The 20,650-nt window shown below is 69.8% G+C and carries 20 protein-coding genes; 8 read left to right on the top strand and 12 right to left on the bottom strand.

What is annotated here, in order from left to right; all coding sequences use genetic code 11:
* Nucleotides 1-127: 127 nt before the first annotated feature.
* Entirely contained in the window at nt 128-1,678 is a 1,551-nt protein-coding gene (locus tag ORV05_RS09260; protein ID WP_268758034.1) for an AMP-binding protein, read from the bottom strand.
* A 130-nt stretch (nt 1,679-1,808) separates the two neighbouring features.
* On the opposite strand from ORV05_RS09260, the gene ORV05_RS09255 reads away from it, so the two are divergent.
* The gene (locus ORV05_RS09255) at nt 1,809-2,066 is read left to right on the top strand and encodes an acyl carrier protein (RefSeq protein WP_268758033.1); all 258 of its coding nucleotides are present in this window, start codon (nt 1,809-1,811) and stop codon (nt 2,064-2,066) included.
* On the opposite strand, the gene ORV05_RS09250 is transcribed toward ORV05_RS09255, so the two are convergent.
* Together ORV05_RS09250 and ORV05_RS09245 are read right to left on the bottom strand one after the other, a co-directional pair.
* The gene (locus ORV05_RS09250; protein ID WP_268758032.1) at nt 2,059-3,018 is read right to left on the bottom strand and encodes an ACP S-malonyltransferase; all 960 of its coding nucleotides are present in this window, start codon (nt 3,016-3,018) and stop codon (nt 2,059-2,061) included. The genes ORV05_RS09255 and ORV05_RS09250 overlap by 8 nt on opposite strands.
* Nucleotides 3,011-3,961 carry a proline iminopeptidase-family hydrolase gene (locus tag ORV05_RS09245; protein WP_268758031.1) on the bottom strand — a complete coding sequence of 317 codons (951 nt, stop codon included), beginning with the start codon at nt 3,959-3,961 and terminating at the stop codon, nt 3,011-3,013. The genes ORV05_RS09250 and ORV05_RS09245 overlap by 8 nt, the downstream gene beginning before the upstream one ends.
* Before the next feature lie 243 nt (nt 3,962-4,204).
* Here ORV05_RS09245 and ORV05_RS09240 point away from each other — a divergent pair, with 243 nt between their 5' ends.
* From ORV05_RS09240 to ORV05_RS09230, 3 genes are read left to right on the top strand one after another with little or no spacing between them, the layout of a single operon-like run.
* A complete protein-coding gene (locus ORV05_RS09240; protein ID WP_268758030.1) occupies nt 4,205-5,467 on the top strand; it encodes a nucleotide disphospho-sugar-binding domain-containing protein in 1,263 nt (420 codons plus the stop codon).
* Nucleotides 5,464-6,573: a sensor histidine kinase gene (locus tag ORV05_RS09235; protein WP_268758029.1), complete on the top strand. Its 1,110-nt coding sequence runs from the start codon at nt 5,464-5,466 to the stop codon at nt 6,571-6,573. The genes ORV05_RS09240 and ORV05_RS09235 overlap by 4 nt, the downstream gene beginning before the upstream one ends.
* Before the next feature lie 19 nt (nt 6,574-6,592).
* Entirely contained in the window at nt 6,593-7,246 is a 654-nt protein-coding gene (locus tag ORV05_RS09230; protein ID WP_268758028.1) for a response regulator, read from the top strand.
* 78 nt (nt 7,247-7,324) lie between these two features.
* Here the strand turns inward: ORV05_RS09230 and ORV05_RS09225 are convergent, their stop codons facing one another.
* Genes ORV05_RS09225 through ORV05_RS09215 form a run of 3 tightly spaced genes read right to left on the bottom strand, consistent with a single transcriptional unit; the run spans nt 7,325 to nt 9,868 of the window.
* Nucleotides 7,325-7,519 carry an acyl-CoA carboxylase subunit epsilon gene (locus ORV05_RS09225; RefSeq protein WP_268758027.1) on the bottom strand — a complete coding sequence of 65 codons (195 nt, stop codon included), beginning with the start codon at nt 7,517-7,519 and terminating at the stop codon, nt 7,325-7,327.
* Nucleotides 7,519-9,102 (bottom strand): acyl-CoA carboxylase subunit beta, encoded by a 1,584-nt coding sequence (locus ORV05_RS09220; RefSeq protein ID WP_268758026.1) that lies wholly within the window; start codon nt 9,100-9,102, stop codon nt 7,519-7,521. The genes ORV05_RS09225 and ORV05_RS09220 overlap by 1 nt, the downstream gene beginning before the upstream one ends.
* Nucleotides 9,095-9,868, bottom strand: coding sequence for a thioesterase II family protein (locus ORV05_RS09215; protein ID WP_268758025.1), 774 nt, complete (start codon nt 9,866-9,868; stop codon nt 9,095-9,097). The genes ORV05_RS09220 and ORV05_RS09215 overlap by 8 nt, the downstream gene beginning before the upstream one ends.
* A gap of 809 nt (nt 9,869-10,677) precedes the next feature.
* Here ORV05_RS09215 and ORV05_RS09210 point away from each other — a divergent pair.
* Nucleotides 10,678-11,037, top strand: coding sequence for a hypothetical protein (locus ORV05_RS09210; protein WP_268758024.1), 360 nt, complete (start codon nt 10,678-10,680; stop codon nt 11,035-11,037).
* Between the two features lie 250 nt (nt 11,038-11,287).
* Nucleotides 11,288-12,097, top strand: a complete 810-nt coding sequence (locus ORV05_RS09205) for an HD domain-containing protein (protein ID WP_268758023.1) — start codon at nt 11,288-11,290, stop codon at nt 12,095-12,097.
* Nucleotides 12,098-12,155: 58 nt separating this feature from the next.
* Here ORV05_RS09205 and ORV05_RS09200 read toward each other — a convergent pair whose 3' ends face one another.
* From ORV05_RS09200 to ORV05_RS09190, 3 genes are all read right to left on the bottom strand, one after another.
* A complete protein-coding gene (locus tag ORV05_RS09200; protein WP_268758022.1) occupies nt 12,156-13,595 on the bottom strand; it encodes a glycosyltransferase family 39 protein in 1,440 nt (479 codons plus the stop codon).
* A gap of 117 nt (nt 13,596-13,712) precedes the next feature.
* A complete protein-coding gene (locus ORV05_RS09195; RefSeq protein WP_268758021.1) occupies nt 13,713-14,432 on the bottom strand; it encodes a TetR/AcrR family transcriptional regulator in 720 nt (239 codons plus the stop codon).
* A 72-nt stretch (nt 14,433-14,504) separates the two neighbouring features.
* Nucleotides 14,505-15,497, bottom strand: coding sequence for a DUF4185 domain-containing protein (locus tag ORV05_RS09190; protein WP_268758020.1), 993 nt, complete (start codon nt 15,495-15,497; stop codon nt 14,505-14,507).
* Between the two features lie 146 nt (nt 15,498-15,643).
* Here ORV05_RS09190 and ORV05_RS09185 point away from each other — a divergent pair, with 146 nt between their 5' ends.
* Nucleotides 15,644-16,015 (top strand): DoxX family protein, encoded by a 372-nt coding sequence (locus ORV05_RS09185; RefSeq protein ID WP_268758019.1) that lies wholly within the window; start codon nt 15,644-15,646, stop codon nt 16,013-16,015.
* A 74-nt stretch (nt 16,016-16,089) separates the two neighbouring features.
* Complete coding sequence (locus ORV05_RS09180; RefSeq protein WP_268758018.1) at nt 16,090-16,959, top strand: SDR family oxidoreductase; 870 nt, start codon at nt 16,090-16,092, stop codon at nt 16,957-16,959.
* A gap of 60 nt (nt 16,960-17,019) precedes the next feature.
* Here ORV05_RS09180 and ORV05_RS09175 read toward each other — a convergent pair whose 3' ends face one another.
* From ORV05_RS09175 to ORV05_RS09165, 3 genes are read right to left on the bottom strand one after another with little or no spacing between them, the layout of a single operon-like run.
* Nucleotides 17,020-19,191, bottom strand: coding sequence for a xanthine dehydrogenase family protein molybdopterin-binding subunit (locus ORV05_RS09175; protein ID WP_268758017.1), 2,172 nt, complete (start codon nt 19,189-19,191; stop codon nt 17,020-17,022).
* Entirely contained in the window at nt 19,191-20,150 is a 960-nt protein-coding gene (locus tag ORV05_RS09170; protein WP_268758016.1) for an FAD binding domain-containing protein, read from the bottom strand. The genes ORV05_RS09175 and ORV05_RS09170 overlap by 1 nt, the downstream gene beginning before the upstream one ends.
* Entirely contained in the window at nt 20,137-20,589 is a 453-nt protein-coding gene (locus tag ORV05_RS09165) for a (2Fe-2S)-binding protein (RefSeq protein WP_268758015.1), read from the bottom strand. Before ORV05_RS09165 ends, ORV05_RS09170 begins: the two co-directional genes overlap by 14 nt.
* Nucleotides 20,590-20,650 lie beyond the last annotated feature (61 nt).

Raw genomic sequence — 20,650 nt, 5'->3', positions numbered from 1 at the left:
AAACTAGCCGCGGCGACACGGATCGCCACACCCCTAGACCGCCCCTAACACTCGTGCGCCCGTGTCCCGCACTCGCGCGCCCGTCGGGGCAAGCCGTGAGGTGGTCCCTCACGGCACTTCGTGCCGCTCAGCCGACGGGAGCCGGGGCGAGGAGCCCGGCGGCCTCGGCGGCGAGCGCCTTGCGGTCGATCTTGCGGTTGGCGTTGAGCGGGAACTCGACGACGTTGCGGTAACGGCGCGGGATCACTCCCTCCGGCAGCACCCTGCGCAGCGCGCGGACCAGCTCGATGACCGGCCGCTCGGGTCCGGTGTAGAACACGAACAGCTCGGTCCCCAGCTCGGTCGCGACCCCGAGCGCCACCGCGTCGCGGACCCCGCAGTCGCGCAGGGCGTGCTCGACCTCGGTGAGTTCGACGCGCCAGCCGAGCACCTGCACCTGCGAGTCGAGCCGGCCGAGGTAGGCGAGATCGCCGCCGCGGAGACGCCGGACCCGGTCGCCCGTGCGGTAGAAGCGGCAGCCGTCGCGCTCCACGAACCGGCCGCGCTCGTCGGCCGGATCGAGGTAGCCCGGCGTCAGCTGCGGGCCCGCGATGCACAGCTCACCCTCGGCACCGGCCTCCGTCCCTGCCTCGGCGTCGTTTTCGGCCAGCAGCACGAAATCGTGGCCCGCGTGCACCGCGCCGATCGGCACCACACCGTTCACCGCGACCCTGGGCGTCTCCTCGTCGTCCCAGCGGTACCCGGCGACGGTGATGGTCAGCTCGGTGGGGCCGTACAGGTTTTCCACGATCGACGACGACGCGGCGGTGCGCCAGTCGGCCGTGTCGCGCACGTTGAGCGCCTCGCCCGCGAAGAAACTCCACCGCAGTCCGGGCATCGCCCCCGGCGCCAGTCCCCCGGTTCGGCGGACCAGGTCGATGGCGCTCGGCGTGGAGAACCACACCGTCAGCCCGTGTTCGGCCGCGAAGGCGGGCAGGCCCCGGTAGGCCGCCGGAGGCAGCACGACGGCACGGGCGCCGGCGCCCCACGCGCAGAACAGGTCGAACATCGCGCAGTCGAAGTTCAGGTCGAACGTCTGCGAGAACACGTCGTCCGGCGAGAAGTCGTAGCGCGCGTCGAGCAGGCCGAAGTAGTGGTCCGCGGCACCGTGCCCGATCCGGACCCCCTTGGGCCGCCCGGTGGAGCCGGAGGTGAACAGCACGTACGCGGTGTCCTTCGGGCTCACCGACCGGGGTGCCGCCAGCGCCTGCGAATCGAGCGGCCGCAGCACCGATGGCCCCCCGGCACACTCCGGGGCGAGCACGGCGGGGCGCCGCGCGCCCAGCACCTCCGGGAGGAGGGCGAAACCCCGCGCGTCGGCGATCACCGCGTCCACCTCCGCGGCGTCGATCATCTGGGCCGTGCGCGCCGCCGGGAAGTCCGGCCGCAACGGCACCACCGTCGCGCCGGCGTACAGCCCGGCGAGGATCCCGGCGTACGCGGTGACCCCCTTGGCGGCCAGTACCCCTACCGTCCGCGCACCGGAATCGGCCAGCGCACCACCCCACAGCAGGGCCAGGTCGTGCAGGCGGGCGTAGCCCAGCGCCTGCCCGCCCACCTGGACGGCCACCCCGTCCGCCGAAAGTTCCAGGCCCCGCAGGAAGCGCGAGTGCAGCCCGGTGAAGCTCGTTTCCATCATCGTCCTCTCGCCGTGAATAGGGGTGCCGATGCGTCGATCCGGAGCGGCGACGCGGGGTAGATTCCAAACAGAACCGGGCGGTCGGTTTTCCCGCTTGGTAGCCATCCGAATCCAGCAATCCGGAGTAGCCATGTGGGACGCCACTTTCGAAGAGACGCTTCGCTCGTTCCTTCCGTTCCTGTCCGCCGACGAGGCGCTGACGGCCGAGACCCCGCTTCGTGAGTACGGGCTCGACTCGCTCGCGATCGTCGAGTTGCTCGCGACCCTGGAGCAGCACTACAACGTGCGGTTCGAAGACGACGCCCTGAACCTGGAGACCTTCGAGAATCCCGGGCGCCTGTGGACGACGCTGTCGGACCTGTCCCCGGAGGGGACACCGGTCAGCTGACGCGCGACGGTCCTGCGCCCCGGCGCCGGGGCTGCAGGGCCAGCCGCGGGTTCACCGTGCACACCTCGAACCGGCTCGTGGTGACCCGGACGCGGCCGAACAGCGTGTCCGGACCGGCCACCCAGAGCTTGCGCACGCCGAGCTGCTCCAGCGACGAAACCACGTGCGGCCAGCGCAACGGCTTGACGATGCTGTCGAGCAGCATGGTTCGCACCTGTTCGCCGCAGCGCAGGATCGAGCCGTCCTGGTCGGCGACGATCGGCAGCAGCGGGTCGTGGAAGTCCAGGCCGCCGAGCACCTCGTCCTCCGCCTTCCGGCGCAGCGCGCCGAAGGCCCGTGAATGCAGGGGCGGCCGCATCGTGTAGAGCGAAAGCCCGCCCATGCCGCGCACCGTCCGTTTGAGCCAGTCGAGATTCCGCTCCCGCAGGGACACCATGTAGAAGTCGTGGTCGATGTAGCAGGAGATGTCACACCATTCGCCGCGCTCTTCGAGCTCGGCGAGGGCTTCGTTCAGCTTGTCCTCCGGCGTGCGGACGAACGAGTGCGTCACCACGTCCGTGTACTCGGTGGCGAAGAACTCGTTGAGGCAGCGGGCCAGCTCCGCCGTCATCCAGACGGCGTCGGAGAAGGTCAGGGAACCGGAGTACACGCTGGCCGGTTTCTCACCGAAGCTCGGGCCGGTGCAGTAGTCGGGGGTCATGCCGTACTCCTGCTCGGCCCACTCGGCGAGCGCCACACAGGTGAGCATGAACCCGACCTGGGCATAGGAGGAATAGTCCCCCTCGGTGTCGCGGAAGCGGTCGACCAGCGAGTACCCGAGCCGGTCGTTCGCCTGCGCGATCAGCCTGCGGGCGAAGGGGTTGATCAGCAGGAACTTGCCGAACTCGGCGAAGCGGGCCGGGCTCATCCCGGGGAACACGACCGCCGATCCCGGCCGGGTGGCCTCATCCATGGCTGGCGACCTCTCTTTCGGCGGACCGGCCCGCGCGGGCACGGCCGTGGATGTCCCGCAGGAAACCGAGCAGGACCTCGCGGAACCGTTCGGGTTCCTCGAGATGCGGGACATGGCTGGATTCTTCGAAGATCTCCCAGCGCACGTCATGGATCCGGTCGAAGTAGGGCTGGACGGTCACCGGGGTGGCCTCGTCGTGCCTGCCGGAGACGAGCAGGGTCGGCACCTCGATGTCGTCGAGGAGATCCACCACCGAGTAGTCCTTGAGCGTACCGGTGACGGTGAATTCGCTCGGCCCGTTCATCACGGAGTAGACGGTGTTGTTGTCGGCCATCTCCATGAAGGAGGCCAGGTAGTCGCGCGGCCAGGGGACCACGCGGCACACGTGCCGGTCGTAGAACACCCGCATCAGGTCGAAGTACTCCTGGCTGCCGGTGGTGCCCGCGGCCTCGTGCGCCCTCAGCTCCGCGTCGACGCCGGGTGGGAGCAGGGCGCGCAGCACCTCCATCTCCTGGCGCCACAACCGGTACGACGCCGGCGAGTTCGCTATCACGAGCCCCCGAAGGCCCTCGGGCCGCCGCGCGGCGTGCCGTGCGACGACCAGTCCGCCCCATGACTGTCCGAACAGGACGTAGTTGTCCTCGATCTCCAGCCGCTGCAGCAGGTTGTCCAGCTCGTCGCCGAACAGCTCGGGTGTCCAGAAGTTCTCGCCGGCGTCCGCCAGGTGTGTCGAGCCGCCGCCGCCGAGCTGGTCGTAGTGCACCACCGGCCACCCGTCGTCGGCGAGGGAGCAGAGGTTGCGCAGGTAGTCGTGCGTGCTGCCGGGCCCGCCGTGCACCACGACGACGGCGGGCAGTTCTCCCCCCGCGGCCCCGGTGACCCGGTACCAGGTGCGGTACGCGCCGAAGGAGACCCAGCCCTTCCTGATGGGCGCCGCGGCCATGCTCATCACCTCGTTCGTTGTGTTCGCCCGGCCGGAGCGCGGCCGGTTCCTCCACCATGTCTATCCGCCGCCGCACCGCCGTCACCAGCCCCTAAGGGGCGGCTAAAGCCGGTCTAATCCCACCCCGGGGTACCTCGTTTCGCACCCCTACTCGCGTGTTTTCCGGGTAGGCGGCAGGACGCGCGCGCTCTACCGTTTCGGACTAGCCTGCTTTTCCCGCTCGCGATTCCGGAGTGTGCGTCGATGCGCGTCATGATGATGGTCTTCCCGACGAGGACGCACGTCTACAGCATGGCCCCGGTCGGCTGGGCACTGGCCGCCGCCGGGCACGAAGTACGGTTCATCGGCCAGCGCAACCCGCGCGAAGTGGCGTCGTTCGCCGAGACCGGCCTGGACGCCATGTGGTTCGGCGAAGAACTCGACATCGCGCGCCACCGGCAGCTCCAGGTCGAGGGCGACAACGCGATGCAGGGCGAGTTCAGGATCTCCGAGAGCAGGCCGGAACGCTACACCGACGAGTACGTGCGCACGGTCTACGAACACTGGGTCGAGGTGTTCCGCTGGACCACACCGGATTCCCTGCTCGACGAGCTCGTCCGGTTCGCCCGCGGGTGGCGGCCGGATCTCGTGCTGTGGGACCCGATGATCTACGCGGCGCCCATCGTCGCGCATGTTCTCGGCGTACCGCATCTGCGGATGATGTACGCGGCGGACCAGACGGCGAGGATCGGCGCGCAGTACCGGGATCTCCGCGCGCGCCTTGGTACGAGCACGGAACCGGACCCGTTCGTGGAGTGGATGTCGGCCGCCGTGGGCCGGTTCGGCGCCGGCTACGACGAGACGTTGCGCTACGGCGTCAGGACCATCGACTGCCATCCGTCCTATCTGCGCTACGACGGAGTGGACGTCGACTACCTTCCGGCCCGGTTCGTGCCGCTGAACAAACCGATGGCGATCCCGCGGTGGGTACTGGAGGAACCCGCCCGCCCCCGCGTGATGCTGACCCTGGGCATCTCCAACCGCCAGGTGCTCGGCATCGAGGAGACTTCGGTGTCCGATCTGCTCAACGGCCTCGCCGACCTCGACATCGAGGTGATCGCGACGCTGAACGCGGCCCAGCTCGCGTCGGTCGAGAAGATCCCGGACAACGTCCGGGCGGTGGACTTCGTGCCGATGAACGAGCTGCTCGCGAGTTGTTCCGCCATCGTGCACCAGGGCGGCGGCGCGACGATCGGCAACGCGGTGGTCAACGGCGTCCCGCAGCTGGTGATCCCCGGAACCACCTGGAGCGAGCGGGGGTCGGCCGTCGCGCAGGTGGAGCGGGGCAACGGGTTGCTGGTGGACCTCGAGGACGTCACGCCGGAGACCGTCCGAAGTGGAGTCCTGCGGCTGCTGGACGAACCGTCCTTCCGCGACCGCGCGCTCGAAGCACGGGACGAAATGCTGGCCACGCCGACGCTCGACGCCCTCGTACCGGAATTCGAGCGGATGGCGCAAGCCCGGTGACGGAACGCCCGCACGCGATCCGGACCATCGGCTTCCTCATCGCGAGTTTCCCCATCCGGCTCGTGGCCTTCGTGCTCGTCCTCGTGACCACGGTCCTCGGCATCGCCACCACCATGCTGTGGATCGGCATTCCCGTTCTGCTCAGCGCCACCACGCTGGTCCGCGGCTTCGCCGACCTGGAACGCGCCTGGGTGCGCGCCATGCTCGGCGTCGAAGTCGCCGCACCCCGGCGGTTGCGGCACGGCGCCGGGATGCTGCAGACCTGGCAGACCAGGCTCGTGGACCCGACGACCTGGCGTGAACTGGGCTACACGCTGCTCGCGCTGCCGCTGGGCATCATCGAATTCGTGGCCGGGATCGTGTCGGTCGCCGTGCCGCCGTTCGGCATCTTCGTGGCGCCGCGGATCGGCTCGCTGCACGGCGCGCTGACGCTGTCGTTTCTGGGGCCGGACCGCACGGCGCAACTGGAGGCCCGCACCCGGCAACTGACGCACTCCCGTGCCCGCGGTATCGACGCCGTGGAAGCCGAACGAAAGCGCATCGAACGCGACCTGCACGACGGGGCGCAACAGCGGCTGGTGGCCGTCGCGATGAGCCTGGGCCGGGCGCAGCTGAAGCTCGACTCGGAGGATCCGGACGGCGCGCGCGAGCTGATCGGTGCGGCGCACGCCGACGCGAAGCTCGCCGTGTCCGAACTGCGCGATCTCGCCCGCGGGATCTACCCGCCGGTGCTGCAGGACCGCGGCCTGGACGCGGCGCTGTCGTCGTTGACGGCGCGGATGCAGATCCCGGTCGAGGTCGAGGTGGCGGTGGAACCGCGGCCGCCCGCGCCGGTGGAGACCACGACCTACTTCATCGTGAGCGAGACGCTCACCAACATCACCAAGCACGCGGGCGCGGATCGTGCCTTCGTGCGGGTGACCCGCGACGAGGACACCGTGGCCGTCGAAATCACCGACAACGGGCGCGGCGGTGCCTCGATCCGCCCCGGAGGCGGGCTGGCCGGCCTCGCCGACCGGGCCGCGACGATCGACGGTGTGCTCACCGTGGTCAGCCCGGTCGGCGGGCCCACGGTGGTGCGCGCCGACCTTCCCGTCCGCTGGTGACTCTTCCCTGGAGCGCGAAATGCGTGTTGTGATAGCCGAAGACTCCGTGCTGCTGCGCGCCGGTGTGCAGAGCCTGCTCGCCGACGTCGGCATCGAGACCGCCGCGGCCGTCGACAACGGCGAGGACATGCTCGTCGCCGTTCGTGAGCACCGCCCGGACCTCGTCATCGCCGACGTGCGCATGCCCCCCACCTACACCGATGAGGGCCTGCGGGCGGCCCTGGCCGCCCGCAAGGAGATTCCGGGGCTGCCGGTGCTGGTGGTTTCCCAGTACGTGGAGGGGACCTACGCCGTCGATCTGATCACCGAGGGCACCTCCGGTGTGGGCTACCTGCTCAAGGAACGCGTCGCCGACGTGGCCGAGTTCCTGGAGGCGGTCCGGCGGGTGGCGGGCGGTGGCTCCGCGATCGATCCGGACGTGGTGGCCCAGATGCTCTCCCGCAGCCGTGACCCGCTCGACGCCCTCACCGCACGGGAGAAGGAGGTGCTGGGGCTGATGGCGCAGGGCCTGTCGAACGCCGCCATCGCCAAACGGCTCGTGGTGACGCAAGGGGCGGTGGAAAACCACATCGGCAACATCTTCGCGAAGCTCAGCCTGGAAGCCAGCGGGGAGGAGAACCGCCGGATCCGCGCGGTACTGACCTATTTGGACAGCACGGCGTCGCGCGGGTGACCCGTCCGTGGGAGTCCACAGTGGAAAGCCGCATCCGTGCGCGCCGGGTGCGGCACGGATGCGGCGGCTCGGGGTTGTTCAGCGGGGTGTCCGCCAGCTCGTCGCCGACGGGAAGGGGACCAGGCGGCGGGACGCCGGGCGCGCCGCCGTTGGCGTGGTCGCCGGTCCGGCCTGCCCTGCCGCGGCGCTGATCGCGGAGAGAACCGCGATCAGCGCCGCCAGCTCGTCGTCGTCGGGTGCGCCGCGCAGAACGCGGATCCGGGGTTCGCTCATCAGACCGGCGGATTCCCGTGCTTGCGCGCCGGGATGTCGGCGTGCTTGGTGCGCAGCATGGTCAGCGCCCGGATCAGCAGTTCCCGGGTCCGGCCGGGTTCGATCACGTCGTCCACCAGACCGCGTTCGGCGGCGTAGTACGGGTGCATCAGTTCGGTGCGGTACTCCTTGATCTTCAGCCGGCGCACCGCCTCCGGGTCGTCCGCGGCCCGGATCTCGCGGCGGAAGATCACGTTCGCGGCGCCCTCGGCCCCCATCACGGCGATTTCGTTCGTCGGCCACGCCAGCGACAGATCGGTGCCGATGGAGCGCGAGTCCATCACGATGTAGGCACCGCCGTAGGCCTTGCGCAGGATGAGCTGCACCCTGGGCACCGTGGCGTTGCAGTAGGCGTACAGCAGTTTCGCGCCGTGCCGGATGATCCCGCCGTGTTCCTGGTCCACCCCGGGCAGGAAGCCTGGCACGTCCACGAGGGTCACGAGCGGGATGTTGAACGCGTCGCAGGTCTGCACGAACCGGGCGGCCTTCTCGCTCGCCTCGATGTCCAGCACTCCGGCGAGGACGGCGGGCTGGTTCGCGACGATCCCGACCACCTGACCGTCCAGCCGGGCCAGCGCACAGACCACGTTGGTGGCCCAGCCGGCGTGCACCTGGAGGAACTCGCCGTCGTCCACGATCTCGCCGATCACCGCGCACATGTCGTAGGCGCGGGCCGAATCGGTCGGGACGAGGTCGAGCAGCCGGTCGGTGCGGCGGTCGGCCGGATCGCCGGACGGTTCCACCGGCGGGGTCTCGTTGTTGTTGGCGGGCAGCAGCGAAAGGAGGTAGCGCACGTCCTCCAGGCAGGTCTGCTCGTCGTCGTACACGAACGCGGCCACACCGGAGGTCGCGGCGTGCACGTCGGCGCCACCGAGGCCGTTCTGGGTGATCTCCTCGCCCGTCACCGCCTGGACCACGTCCGGGCCGGTGATGAACATCTGCGAGGTTTCGCGGACCATGAACACGAAGTCCGTCAGCGCGGGCGAGTAGGCGGCGCCGCCCGCGCACGGGCCGAGCATCACCGAAATCTGCGGGATGACCCCGGAACAGCGGGTGTTGCGCTGGAAGATGCCGCCGTACCCGGCGAGCGCCGTCACCCCTTCCTGGATCCGGGCGCCCGCACCGTCGTTGAGCGACACCAGCGGCGCGCCGGCCGCCTCCGCGAGATCCATCACCTTGTGGATCTTCTGCGCGTGCGCCTCGCCGAGCGCGCCGCCGAAGATGCGGAAGTCGTGTGCGTACACGAAGACCGTGCGGCCGTGCACGGTTCCCCAGCCACCGACCACCCCGTCGGAGTACGGCCGCCGGTGTTCGAGGCCGAAGCCGGTGGCCCGGTGCCTGCGGAGGGGCTCGACCTCGGTGAACGTCCCGGGGTCGAGGAGCAGTTCGATCCGCTCGTGGGCGGTGAGTTTGCCGCGCTCGTGCTGCCGGACGGTGGCCGCGTCGTCGGGCCCGCGCCGCGCCGCCTCCTTGATTTCGCGCAGCTCCACGAGCCGGTTGGCGAACGATCCTTCGTCGACGTTCGGCGCCAGAGCCTCAGACATGGACCGACTCCTCGCTGCCCACCAGGCGATCGGCCAGGGACCGGACGATCACGTCCTGGTGCCGGGTGAGGAAGAAGTGCCCGCCTTCGAGCGGCACCAGCTCGAAGCCGCCCGTGGTGTGCTCCGCCCAGGACGCGACCTCGTCCACGGAGGCCACCGGGTCGTCCGTCCCGGTAAAGGCCACCACGGGCGCCGCGAGCGGATCGCCCGGGGCGTGCCGGTAGGTCTCCACGGCGCGATAGTCGTTGCGCACCACCGGAAGAATCATGCGCACCACGTCCTGGTCGCCCAGCAGGTCCATTTCGGTGCCGCTCAACCTGCGCAGCTCCTCCACCACACCCTCGTCGGTGCGGGTGTGCACACTCTCGTCGCGCCATCGCGACGGCGCGCGGCGGCCGGAGACGAACAGACCCGCCACGAGCCTGCCCTCCTGCTCCAGCCTGCGCGTCACCTCGTAGGCGATCATCGCGCCCATGCTGTGGCCGAACAACGCCAGCGGCAGGTCGTTCCCGCCCCGCAGCAGTTCGGCGATCCGGTCGGCGATGCCGTCGATGGTGTGCAGAAACGGCTCATGCCGCCGGTCCTGCCGCCCCGGATACTGCACGGCCAGCACCTCGACGTGCGGGGCGAGCGCCCGCGACATCGGGAAGAAGAACGGAGCCGATCCCCCGGCGTGCGGCAGGCACACCAGCCGCGCCACCGCCCTGGATGACGGGTGGAACCGGCGGAACCAGCTCTCTTCGACGTTCTCCGCGTGGACGACCATGTCGTCCCACCGCCTTTCCGTCTCTCGGACCGGGACGACCGCACTGACCTGCTCCCCGGCCGCCCCAAGCTACCCCGCGGCCAGCCGCTCCAACGACCCCTAGCGGCCCCCTACCGAGCTGCTCCACAGTGGACGGTGGCGCCACCCCGCGTCGCTGGTCCACCCTCAGCCCATTCCCTCAGGCGGCGGTGGTGAGGGGTTCCAAGGTCAGGACCCGCCACCTGTGGTACTCCGGCAGGTATCACGCTCGGCGGTGCAACGTTCAATAACTCTTCAGCGCCGCGGGATTTTCGCTGTGGGTTTCCGATGCCCAGCTGAGCCAGACCCATAACCTGGCCGCCGCCTGTCTTGAAGGTGCCAACAGCTGTCGCGACGCGCGTCGGCATTGCGCCACCGGGTTGCCATAGCGGACCCGAAGGCGACGGCGACTCCTCCCATGAGGCCGCAGACCCACTCGTTCGCTCCGAACAACTCGACGACCCAGAAGTCAGCGCCCGCGAAAGCCAGGATGGCGATCACCCGTGGCGCCGTAAGGCGAGGGTATTGCTCCTTCACGGACATGGGCGCCTTCCAATCATCCCGGCCAGCATAGAAGTGGCACCTCCAGGTCACCGCGACCTGGCCCGATTGCGACCACGTTCACGACCTCGGTCTCACGCCCCGCGGGCGCCCACGGCCAGGACCGGGCACCGGGCAACGCCCCGGAAGAATCCGGTGACCGGTAACTTGGTGGCGACTTTGACCTGGAAGGGCCAGGCTGTGGGACGTTGGCGGAACGGACCGATGCGGTGAGCACGAAGGGATGCAGGGTGGTTCAGAACAAAGAGACGCCCACCACTGTGCTGTGGCGCCCGACCGGACCGGAGGAGCTGGAGCTCGTCCGGCAATCCGGCTGGCGCGCTTGGCCCCCGCGGCTTCCCGAGCAGCCGATCTTCTACCCCGTGCTCAACGAGGAGTACGCGATCAAGATCGCCCGGGATTGGAACGTCCCACACCATGGAGTCGGCTACGTGACCCGCTTCCGGATCGAGTCGGATTTCCTCCGGCGTTACCCCGTGCGGCAGGCCGGGGGCAAAACCATCCTCGAGTTGTGGGTTCCGGCCGAGGAACTGGACGAGTTCAACGCCCACCTGGCCGGCCCGATCGAAGTCGTGCACGAATTCCGGTGACCCGGGCCCGGCCACCGGGTTCCCGTCGCCAGCGCACCTCGGCCCGGCATCACCTGCGTTACGACGATTCCCGGCCGAGTCGGCGGTCGGCGTCCTCGGTCTAGGGCTGTATCGAAGCGGTGTGCGCGGTGAAGTGTGGCCATTCGGCGAGGAGCGTGGTTTCGCGACAGGCCATGCTTGGCGAGAATCAGGCACCCTTTGGCATTTTTGCCACTATTCGGCGCGGCGGCGCCGTTCGTAGGGTATCGGCGTGATCGATAAGAACAATGAAGCAAACGGAGTCGCTCGACGCGCGGTGCTGCGAGGAAGCGCCGGCATCGCGGCGGCCGGCACAGTATCCGCGCTCTTCGCCGCAGCGTCCAATCTTCCTGCTTCCGCACACCCCGCGGTTCCTGGGAATTCCACCGCAGATTCCCTTACTCTTCCGTCCACAGTGGCCGGAGTTGTCTTCCCCACCTGCAGGCTGACCAGTGAAGCCGCGGCCTTCGCGCGGAACGTGTACTCGGAGACGCTGTTCAACCACGTCATGCGGACGTATGTCTTCGGCAGTCTGCTGTTCGACCGGCGTGGCGTCCGCTACGACCGGGAACTCGTTTTCGTGGCGGCCGTCTTGCATGACCTCGGACTGGTCGAAGCGTTCCAGACCCCGTCCGAACGATTCGAGGTCGACGGCGCCGACGCGGCACGCCGGTTCCTGCAGGAACAGCGCGTGCCGGCCGAGCGAGTGGAGCTGATCTGGGACGCGATCGCCCTGCACACCAGTATCGGCATCGCGACCAGGAAGCGGCCGGAGATCGCCTTGATCTCCGTCGGCTCCGGACTCGATTTCACCGGAAACGATCTGAAGCAGATCCCCGCCGACGCGCTCGAAGAAGTGCTTACCGCCTTCCCCCGAAGCGGCTTCAAGAAAAACGCGCTCAACACGATGATATCGCTGTGCCGAACGAAGCCCATGGGGGAACTCATGCACCCCTTCGCCGAGGTCGGCCGTCGCCACATCCCCGATTTCCCGGTGCCCACCCTCGAGGACCTGCTGCTCGCCTCACCATTCGCGGAGTAACGGAATCGCGAGGCCGAGCCGACGAGGACGTCCCGGGTCGCTGACGGCGATCCCAGTCCTAGTTGAGGTGGCGTAGCCCCGGCCAGAGCTGCGCCCAGTCGCCGTGCGGCTGCCGGCACAGGTAGATCGCCGCGTGGTGGGCGGTCTCCTCGTCCACGATCCCACCGGGCATGGTGATGGGTGCGATCTCCCGCACGTCGGACCAGAACCGGTGCAGGTAGTCGGCATTCCACTCGCCCACACACAGGACGGTGTCCGGGGTGCCCGGCGGCGGGCCCCACAGGAGGTAACCGTTGTGCCCGCTGGACACCGGCAGTCGCAGGCCCGCCGCCGGGCCGAGGATGGTCAACGCACCGGCTTCGCCGTAGTTGCTGGTGAAGACGCTCGCCCCGGCAGGCAGGGTGTCGGCCACCGCCGTGACCTGGCGGACGAAGTCGGGCCAGCCGTAGGTCTCCAGCGGTTGGGGGTTGACCGGGCGGAGCGCGTTGGCCGCGCCCACCGGCAGCACGGGCAGGCCGATCAGCACCGCGAGCATCCCGGACGCGGTGATCAGCGCGGGCAACTGCCATCGGCGCCGACGGACGGGCGTGGTCCGGGGCTGCGTGGCCAGGGCTTCGGCCAGCACGGCCCCGGCCGCGAACAGCCCGATCAGGACGGGTGCCGGGTAATAACCCTTGCCACCACTCGCGGTGAACACCGTCACCGCGGTCACCGCGACGACGAGAACCCACCGGTGGTCTCGGCCGGCGGCCGAACCCAGCCAGCGTATCCCGAGAACCCACAACACGATCAGCGGGCTGGCGAAGGCCACCGGTAGCTGGGCCAAGGCACCGAGCGGGCCGCCCTGCTCGGCCGAGAGCACGGCGGCCATGCGGAACTGCGCCCAGCTGTGCTGCGCGTTCCACACCAGGTTCGGCGCGAGCATCACGGCCGCGAGGACACCGGCCAGCCATGGTCCGGGGGTGCGCAGCGCGGCGCGGCGATACAGCGCCAACCCCAGCACGATGCCGAGCAGCAACACCCCGACGGTGTACTTGTTTTCCAAGCCGATCCCGGCCACCGCTCCGGCAGGCAGCCACGCACGCACCGTGCCAAACCGCACCGCCCTGGCCACCGTCACGAACACCGCGGCCCAGGCCAGCTGGTCGGTCACCGTGGTGCCGAACAGCATCGCGCCCGCGACGAACACGGGGCTGGCCGCGACCGCCCCGGCCGCGATGGCCTGGGCGCGGGCCCGGCCGCCGAACTCGGCGGCCAGCATCGCGGCCAGCAGGACACAGCCCAGCTGGGCGGCGATCGCGAGCAGCCGCAGCGGCAGCACCCCGCCGGGCAGGTCGGCGGCCAGCCGGGCCAGCAGCGGGGTCAGCGGAGGCTGGTCCGGGTACCCCCAGGCCAGGTGCCTGCCGGAGATCACGTAGTAGAACTCGTCGCGGTGCCAACCGAACCGGGCCGCCACCCCCAGGTGCACGAAACCGGCCACAGCCAGCACGGCCGACACGGGTTTCCACGCCAACCGCGGGGAAACCCGTGTCGCGTCCGGTTCTCCTGGTCCAGCCGAAGCACCCGCCTCGGACATCCCGATGTCATCCATGACCTTCCAGACCCCCATTTCGCATCATGTCGGTGCTCGGGCCAGGTCCGGCTCGGGCAGGAACGCGGCCAGCAGCAGGTGGCGGACGGTCCGACGGGAGACCTCGTCGTCGAGCATCGCCGAGTCCGGATCGTCGATCCGGTGCCAGGCGAACCAGGTGACGGTTTCGACGACGAAGCGCGCCGCTGCCGCCACGTCGGGAACCGGGCGCAGCGTGCCGGAGCGGATACGTCTGCGCAGGTAGTCACCGAGGTCGGCCAGCAGGTTCCTCCGGCGTTGCACGAAGTAGAACCGGGCCAGTTCGGGGAGGTCCTGGGCGCACCGCTCGACCAGAGCCAGCAGCCGCCGGTTGGTCTCGACGAACTCGTACAGTTCGTCGATGATCTCGCCGAACTCCTCGGCGACCGCCACGTGCCGCCGCCGACCGCCGGAGGCCCCGGTCAGCACGGGCAGCACCTCGTGGTCGGCGGCCCAGGCCTCGACCACGGCCACGATCTCCCCGGGGGCGGGCCTGACCACCGGAATGTCCAGCCCGGCCAGGGACTCCGGCCGGGTCAGGTGCAGCAAAGCCAGGTACAGCAGGGCTTCCTTGCTTTTCGCGTAGGTGTACACCGCGCCATGGCTCAGGCCGAGGGCCGCGGACACGTCGGACACCCCGGCCGCCCGGTAGCCCTTGGTCATGAACACCCTCGCCGCGGCTTCGGCTATCTCGTCCACCGAACGCGGCGGCACCCGACCTCGCACCCGCCCAGTATTGACTGACTGGGTTAGTCAGTCAAGACCTCCAAGCCGGCGTCGAGGCCGCCTGAGCGAACGTCAGCGATCGCGCGTCAGTCGCGAACGCAGGAGAAACACGTTGTACGGCCCCCATTGCGACATCAGGTAGTAGATGTCGGGGCCGTCGAGTGCCCACGGGTGAAGGTAGCCGCCGTACAGTCCGGGGAACCGCGCGCCGGACACCGCCACCTCCCCCGCCGACCACGGGCCTTCGAGGCGGTCCGCGGTGTGCAGCAGGATCACTCCGCCCGGATCGTCCAGGTGCAGGGCCAGCCATTGTCCCCAGTGGACACTGTAGGCAACGGACAGCTCGCCGACCGGGCCCGGCAGGACCGGGACCGCGGCGGACTCGTCACGGACCCAGCCGCGGCCCGTGAAGTACTGGTAGGCGGAAGCATCCAAGATGTCCGGAATTTCGGCACGGGCGAGGTAGGCGTCGCCATGCCGTCCGTTGGTCGTGCCGAACAGGTAGACATGGTCACCGTCGCGGGCAAAGGCACCCATCTGGAACGGGTCGTCCCGCTCCGCCCGGTTGGCCCAGCGCGCTCCGCGCGGTTTGTCCCACGTCACCCCACCGTCCCGGGAGACGGCTATGCCCCCGTAGTTGGTGTGCCACCAGCCCGGCGGACCCCACTCGCGCACGGACATGTACTGCACGTACTGCCTGCCCTCGACGGCGATGCCCGAATTCGGGATGACGGTGACCTCATCGCGTCGCCCGTCCCGCGGGATGACCTGGGCGGCGGTGCCGTCCGCACGAGGAACCACGCCGTCGAGGATCAGCCCCCGCGACAGATCGCGGGTACGGGAGAAGGCGAGGACGTTGCACCGCCAGTCGGCACTGTCCGGTCCACCGCCATCCCCGCCCCAGCCCTCGCCGAAGGTGTCCCCGAACAGCACGAACACCCGCCCGTCCCCGCCGTCCCAGAGAATCCCAAGATCGGTCCCGTGTACGGCGAACCGCCGGTCGGTTCGATTGACCGACCCCGGCCCGGTGATCTTGGCGATCAACTCCGTCCGCTCGACCCGCACCCCACCAACCTAGGCGCTCCCCACCCCGTTCGCCGGATGGCCGGGATCTTGCCTCGGATACGACACTCGGATAGTATGAGTTTCATATTGAAGAAGGTTCGGCGCCCGGAGCCGACTGCCCAGTTGAGAGAACTACGGAGTCCCCTTTGGCTGCCGCCTATGTCGCCGTCGCCACCCTGACCGTCGCGGCCAACCTGTTCTCGGGCATCGCCGCCATCACCCGGCTCGAGCCGATCATGCGGACACTGCGCCCGGCGCTCGCCACCGCGGGCGTGCCCGAGTCGTGGCTGGTGTTCCCGATCGGAACCTTGAAAACGGCCGGAGCGCTCGGCGTCGCCCTCGGCCTTTTCGGTGTCCCCTGGGTCGGCCCGGCAGCCGCGATCGGCCTCGTCCTGTTCTTCGTCTGCGCCGCCTACACCCACATCCGGGTCGGCGACTACTCGTCGACGTTCTTCCTGGGCAGCTGTTTCTTCCTGCCACTGGCCGTCGCCACCCTGGTGCTGACTCCGACCGGTTGACGGGCAGCCATGGCGGCGCGTTCCGGCACCGCCCCGGGCAGAGCAACCACGATCCGATCCGAAGGAGTCAAGTCATGACGGTCCTGGTCACCGGAGCCACCGGCAACGTCGGCCGCCACCTCGTCCGCCAGTTGCTCGACGCCGGACAGCAGGTGAGGGCACTGACCCGCCGGCCGGAAACGGCCGACCTGCCCGCCCCCGTCGAGGTCGTCGCCGGTGACCTCTCCGATGTCGCCACGTTGCCGGCCGCGTTCGACGGCGTCACCGCGGCCCACCTGATCAATTTCACCGGCGACAACCAGCCACTGCGCAACGGCGAACGCCTCGTCGACCTGATGGTGCGGGCCGGGGTGCGCAAGGTGACGATGCTGGGCGGCTGGGCGGAGTCCACTTTGGAACCCGCCGTGCGGGCCAGTCCACTGGAGTGGACCCAGCTGCGGCCGATCGAATTCATGGGCAACACCCTGGCGGACTGGGGTGAGCGGCTACGAACCACCGGCGTGATCCGGGAGCCGTTCGGTGACCGCAAAAGCGCCCCGGTCCACGAAGCCGACATCGCCGCCGTGGCGGCCGTGGCGCTGATCCACGACGGCCATTCCGGCACTACCTACCCGATCACCGGGCCGGAGGTACTCAGCCCACGCGACAAGATCCGCATCCTCGGCGAGGCGACCGGGCGCGACCTCGTTTTCGAGGAACTCACCCCGGAACAGACCCGCCGGGAATGGGTCGCCGAGGGGAAGCCGCCGCGGCTGCTGCTCTTCAAGGCGCTCAGCGACAAAGGACTGGGCGACGCGGAAAAGGTCGAGTTCCTTCTCCAGGTCTACGGCCGCGTGCACGAGGAGGCCATGGTCGTGGCCGACACCGTCGAACGGCTGACCGGCCGCCCCGGACGCACCTTCACGCAATGGGCGAAGGAACACGCCACCGAGTTCCGGCCCTGACCTCGCTGCCCGGCCCGGCTCCGAAGCCAACCGGCACCGGAGCCCGGCCGGGCGTCGTGGTCAGGCCAGCAGGTCCTCGATCCTGATCGGGATGTGGCGGACCCGGATTCCGGTGGCGTTGTAGATCGCGTTGGCGACCGCCGCCGCCACGCCCACCGTGCCGATTTCGCCGAGGCCCCGCGCGCCGATGTCGTTGTGCAACGTGTCGGGGTACTCGACGAAGTGCACGTCGATGTCCGGGATGTCGGCGTTCACCGGGATCAGGTACCCCGCGAGATCGGCATTGGCGAACCGGCCGCCGGATTCCACTTCGAAACCCTCGTGCAGCGCCGCCGACACGCCCCAGATCATGCCGCCCTTGAGCTGGCTGCGCGCCGCCTGGTCGTTGATGACCCGGCCGCCGTCGAAGACCCCGAGCATCCGCGAAACCCGCGCCTCGCGCGTCAGGCGGTGCACCCGGACCTCGACGAACTGTGCGCCGAACGAGCTGAACGAGTGCTTCGTCATCTCCTCGCCGGGCGCCGACGAGCCGACCGCTGTGAGGTTCGGCCGTCCCACCGCGCGCAGCACCTCACCGAAGGTCATCGCGCGGCCAGCACCGTGGACGCGGCCGTCGGCGTAGGCGACCTCCTCCCCGGCGAACGGGGCACCCGGAGCCGAAGCCACCGCGAGCAGTTCGTCGATGACCTTCGCCGCACCCGCCATGATCGCCGTGCCCGCGCTGGCCGTAGCGGTGGAGCCCCCGGACATGCCACCGGCCGGCAGCGCCGAATCGCCGAGGCGGGGCTTGATCCGCTCGGCCGCGATGTCCAGCGATTCGGCCCCCACCAGGGAAAGCACGGTCAGCAGGCCGGTTCCCGGGTCCGCGCCGCTGGTCTGGACGTCCGCGGTGTCGTCCGCGTTCAGCGTGATCCTGACCGACGCGGGGAACCGCAGGGCGGGGAACATCGCCACGGCCACCCCCATGCCGACGAGCCAGTCCCCGTCGGTGCGTCCGCGCGGCGAACGCTCCGCCCACCCGAAACGCTCCGCGCCGATGCGGAAGCACTCGTCCAGGTGCTTGCTCGACCACTGCAGGTCCTTGCCGGGCGGCGCGAGCGAGTTGTTCCGCTGCCGCAGCTCGATCGGGTCCATCCCGAGTGCGTCGGCCAGCTCGTCCATCGCGCTCTCCAGCGCGAACGAGCCGGGAGCCTCCCCCGGCGCCCGCATGAACGTGGGCGGCGGGAGGTGCAGCGGCACGACCTTCTGGCTGATCGCCAGGTTCGGCGTGGCGTACCACTCACGGGACGTGCCGTGCGAAGTCGGCTCGATGAACGAGCGCTCGATGTCCGTGCTACTCCACGAGTCGTGCCGCAGCGCGACGAGCGTGCCGTCCCGCTCCGCGCCCAGCGTGATCCGCTGCACCGTCGCCGCCCGGCCCGCCGTCGCGGTGAACACCTGCTCCCGGGTCAGCGACGCCTTCACCGGCCTGCCGAGCGCCCGCGACGCGGCGGCCGCCAGGAAGGCAGGGGCCGAGGTCCTGGCCTTGCCACCGAACGCACCGCCCACGAAGGGATTCACCGCGCGCACCGCCGCCGGGTCCAGATCCAGCGCCGTGGCAAGTTCCCTCGCCTGCAGATCGGAGCCCTGGTTTCCACTGTAGACGGTGAGCCGGCCCGACTCCCACACCGCGACGGCCGAGTGCGGCTCCATCGGGGTGTGGTTCTGCGGCGCCGTGCTGTAGGTCGCGTCGACGACCACGGGACTGGCCGCCAGGGCGTCCTCGATCGAGTCGACGCCGTCCGCGAGCACGGTGATCTCCGGCGGGGTGTCCAGGTGAGCGGGGACCGCGGCCTCGGCGGTGGCGAGCCCGTCGGCCAGCGACGTCAGTGCCGGGAGCTGCCGGTAGCCGACCTCGACGAGCATGGCGGCGTCCCGCGCCTGCTCGAAGGTCTCCGCCACGACGAACCCGATCGGCTGGCCGACGTAATTGACTTTCGTGCTGCGCAGGGGAACCCAGGTCTCGCCGAACGACGGCGACATCGCCGCGCTCAGCGCCAGCGGGTCGAACGGCGAGTACACCCCGAGCACTCCCGGGGCGCCCTTCGCCGCGGTGACGTCCATGTGCTCGATCTCGCCGTGCGCGATCGAGCTGACCACGACATAGCCGTAGACCATGTCCGGGAAGTTGTGGTCCACCGCGTATTTCGCGCTACCGGTGACCTTCAGCGGCGCGTCCAGCCGTGCGGGCATCAACGGCTCCCCTCGGTGACTTCGAGCAGCGCGCGGACGATCGTCCGCGGCAGCAATGACAACTTGAAACGGTTGTCCGCCAACGGCTTCGCACCTTCGGCGGCGATCGACGCCGCCTCGGTGAAAGTCTCCTCCGTCGCGGGCTTCCCGCGCAGTGCCGCCTCGACGGCCTCCAGGCGCCAGGGCACGGTGGCCACCCCACCGACCGCCACCCTGGCGTCGGCGACGAGCCCGTCCCGCACGTCCACCGCGACCGCCGCCGAGCAGAGCGCGAACTCGTACGACTGGCGGTCGCGCACCTTCACGTACGTCGAGCGCGAGGCCCAGTCCAGCCGTGGCACGATGACCTCGGTGATCAGCTCGCCGGGGCGCAGATCGTGCTCGACTTCGGGCCTGTCGCCGGGAAGGCGGTAGAAGTCGGTCAGCTTGACGGTGCGCTCGCCCTCGGGCCCGGCGAGCCGCAGTTCGGCGTCGAGCGCGACGAGGGCGACCGCCAGGTCGCTGGCGTGCGTGGCGACGCACGAGTCGCTCGTGCCGAGCACGGCGTGCATCCGGTTCGCGCCGGAGATCGCGGGGCAGCCGCTGCCCGGATCGCGCCGGTTGCACGGCATGGTCACGTCCCGGAAGTACGTGCACCGCGTGCGCTGCAGGAGATTGCCGCCGATGCTGGCCATGGTGCGGATCTGCTGGGAGGCGCTGAGCAGCAGGGCACGGGAGATCACCGGGTACACGCCGGGGTGCGCGGCGATGTCGGCCATCCGCTCGAGCGCGCCGATCCGCAGCCCGTCCGCGGTGTCGATTCCGCGCAGCGGCAGCCCGTTGATGTCGAGCACGTGGTGCGGCGTCAGCACGTTCAGCTTCATGAGGTCGACGAGCGTGGTGCCGCCGGCCAGGAAGGTGCCGGACTCCTCCAGCGCGTCGGCGACGGTCGCCGGGGCGGTCAGTTCAAAGGGCCGCATGGGCGCTCCTCGCCTGCTCGACGGCCTTGACGATGTTCGGGTACGCCGAGCAGCGGCAGAGGTTGCCCGACATGAACTCCCGGACGTCCTCGACGTCCTGCTCGACGGCGGCCACCGCGGACATGATCTGCCCCGGCGTGCAGAACCCGCACTGCAGCGCGTCCTGATCGGCGAAGGCCTGCTGCACGGGGTGCAGTTCGTCCCCTGTGGACAGTCCTTCCACGGTGGTCACCGGCTTGGTCACGGTGGCGGCCAGCGTGAGGCACGACAGCACGGGCTTGCCGCCGACGTGCACCGTGCACGCGCCGCACTGGCCGCGGTCACAGCCCTTCTTGGGCCCGGTGACCCCGAGTCGCTCGCGCAGCGCGTCGAGCAGCGTCACCCCGGGGTCGACGCTCAGGTGTTCGGTTCGCCCGTTCACTTCGAGTGAGATGTCCACTGATCTCTTTCCCTGACGGCATGGGTTGCGGTGGGAGTCGGCCCTGGGCGGACCGCTCGGC

This window comes from Amycolatopsis cynarae (genome assembly GCF_026802195.1).
Classification (GTDB): domain Bacteria; phylum Actinomycetota; class Actinomycetes; order Mycobacteriales; family Pseudonocardiaceae; genus Amycolatopsis_E; species Amycolatopsis_E rhizosphaerae.
The sequence above is the reverse complement of the archived record's forward strand: the minus strand, read 5'-3'. Positions and strand labels throughout refer to the sequence as shown.

What these genes read in the sequence shown, in the direction of transcription:
- ORV05_RS09260 (WP_268758034.1), bottom strand. Translation starts at nt 1,678, where the DNA reads ATGATGGAAACGAGCTTCACCGGGCTGCACTCGCGCTTCCTGCGGGGC.
- ORV05_RS09255 (WP_268758033.1), top strand. Translation starts at nt 1,809, where the DNA reads ATGTGGGACGCCACTTTCGAAGAGACGCTTCGCTCGTTCCTTCCGTTC.
- ORV05_RS09250 (WP_268758032.1), bottom strand. Translation starts at nt 3,018, where the DNA reads ATGGATGAGGCCACCCGGCCGGGATCGGCGGTCGTGTTCCCCGGGATG.
- ORV05_RS09245 (WP_268758031.1), bottom strand. Translation starts at nt 3,961, where the DNA reads ATGGCCGCGGCGCCCATCAGGAAGGGCTGGGTCTCCTTCGGCGCGTAC.
- ORV05_RS09240 (WP_268758030.1), top strand. Translation starts at nt 4,205, where the DNA reads ATGCGCGTCATGATGATGGTCTTCCCGACGAGGACGCACGTCTACAGC.
- ORV05_RS09230 (WP_268758028.1), top strand. Translation starts at nt 6,593, where the DNA reads ATGCGTGTTGTGATAGCCGAAGACTCCGTGCTGCTGCGCGCCGGTGTG.
- ORV05_RS09225 (WP_268758027.1), bottom strand. Translation starts at nt 7,519, where the DNA reads ATGAGCGAACCCCGGATCCGCGTTCTGCGCGGCGCACCCGACGACGAC.
- ORV05_RS09220 (WP_268758026.1), bottom strand. Translation starts at nt 9,102, where the DNA reads ATGTCTGAGGCTCTGGCGCCGAACGTCGACGAAGGATCGTTCGCCAAC.
- ORV05_RS09215 (WP_268758025.1), bottom strand. Translation starts at nt 9,868, where the DNA reads ATGGTCGTCCACGCGGAGAACGTCGAAGAGAGCTGGTTCCGCCGGTTC.
- ORV05_RS09180 (WP_268758018.1), top strand. Translation starts at nt 16,090, where the DNA reads ATGACGGTCCTGGTCACCGGAGCCACCGGCAACGTCGGCCGCCACCTC.
- ORV05_RS09175 (WP_268758017.1), bottom strand. Translation starts at nt 19,191, where the DNA reads ATGCCCGCACGGCTGGACGCGCCGCTGAAGGTCACCGGTAGCGCGAAA.
- ORV05_RS09170 (WP_268758016.1), bottom strand. Translation starts at nt 20,150, where the DNA reads ATGCGGCCCTTTGAACTGACCGCCCCGGCGACCGTCGCCGACGCGCTG.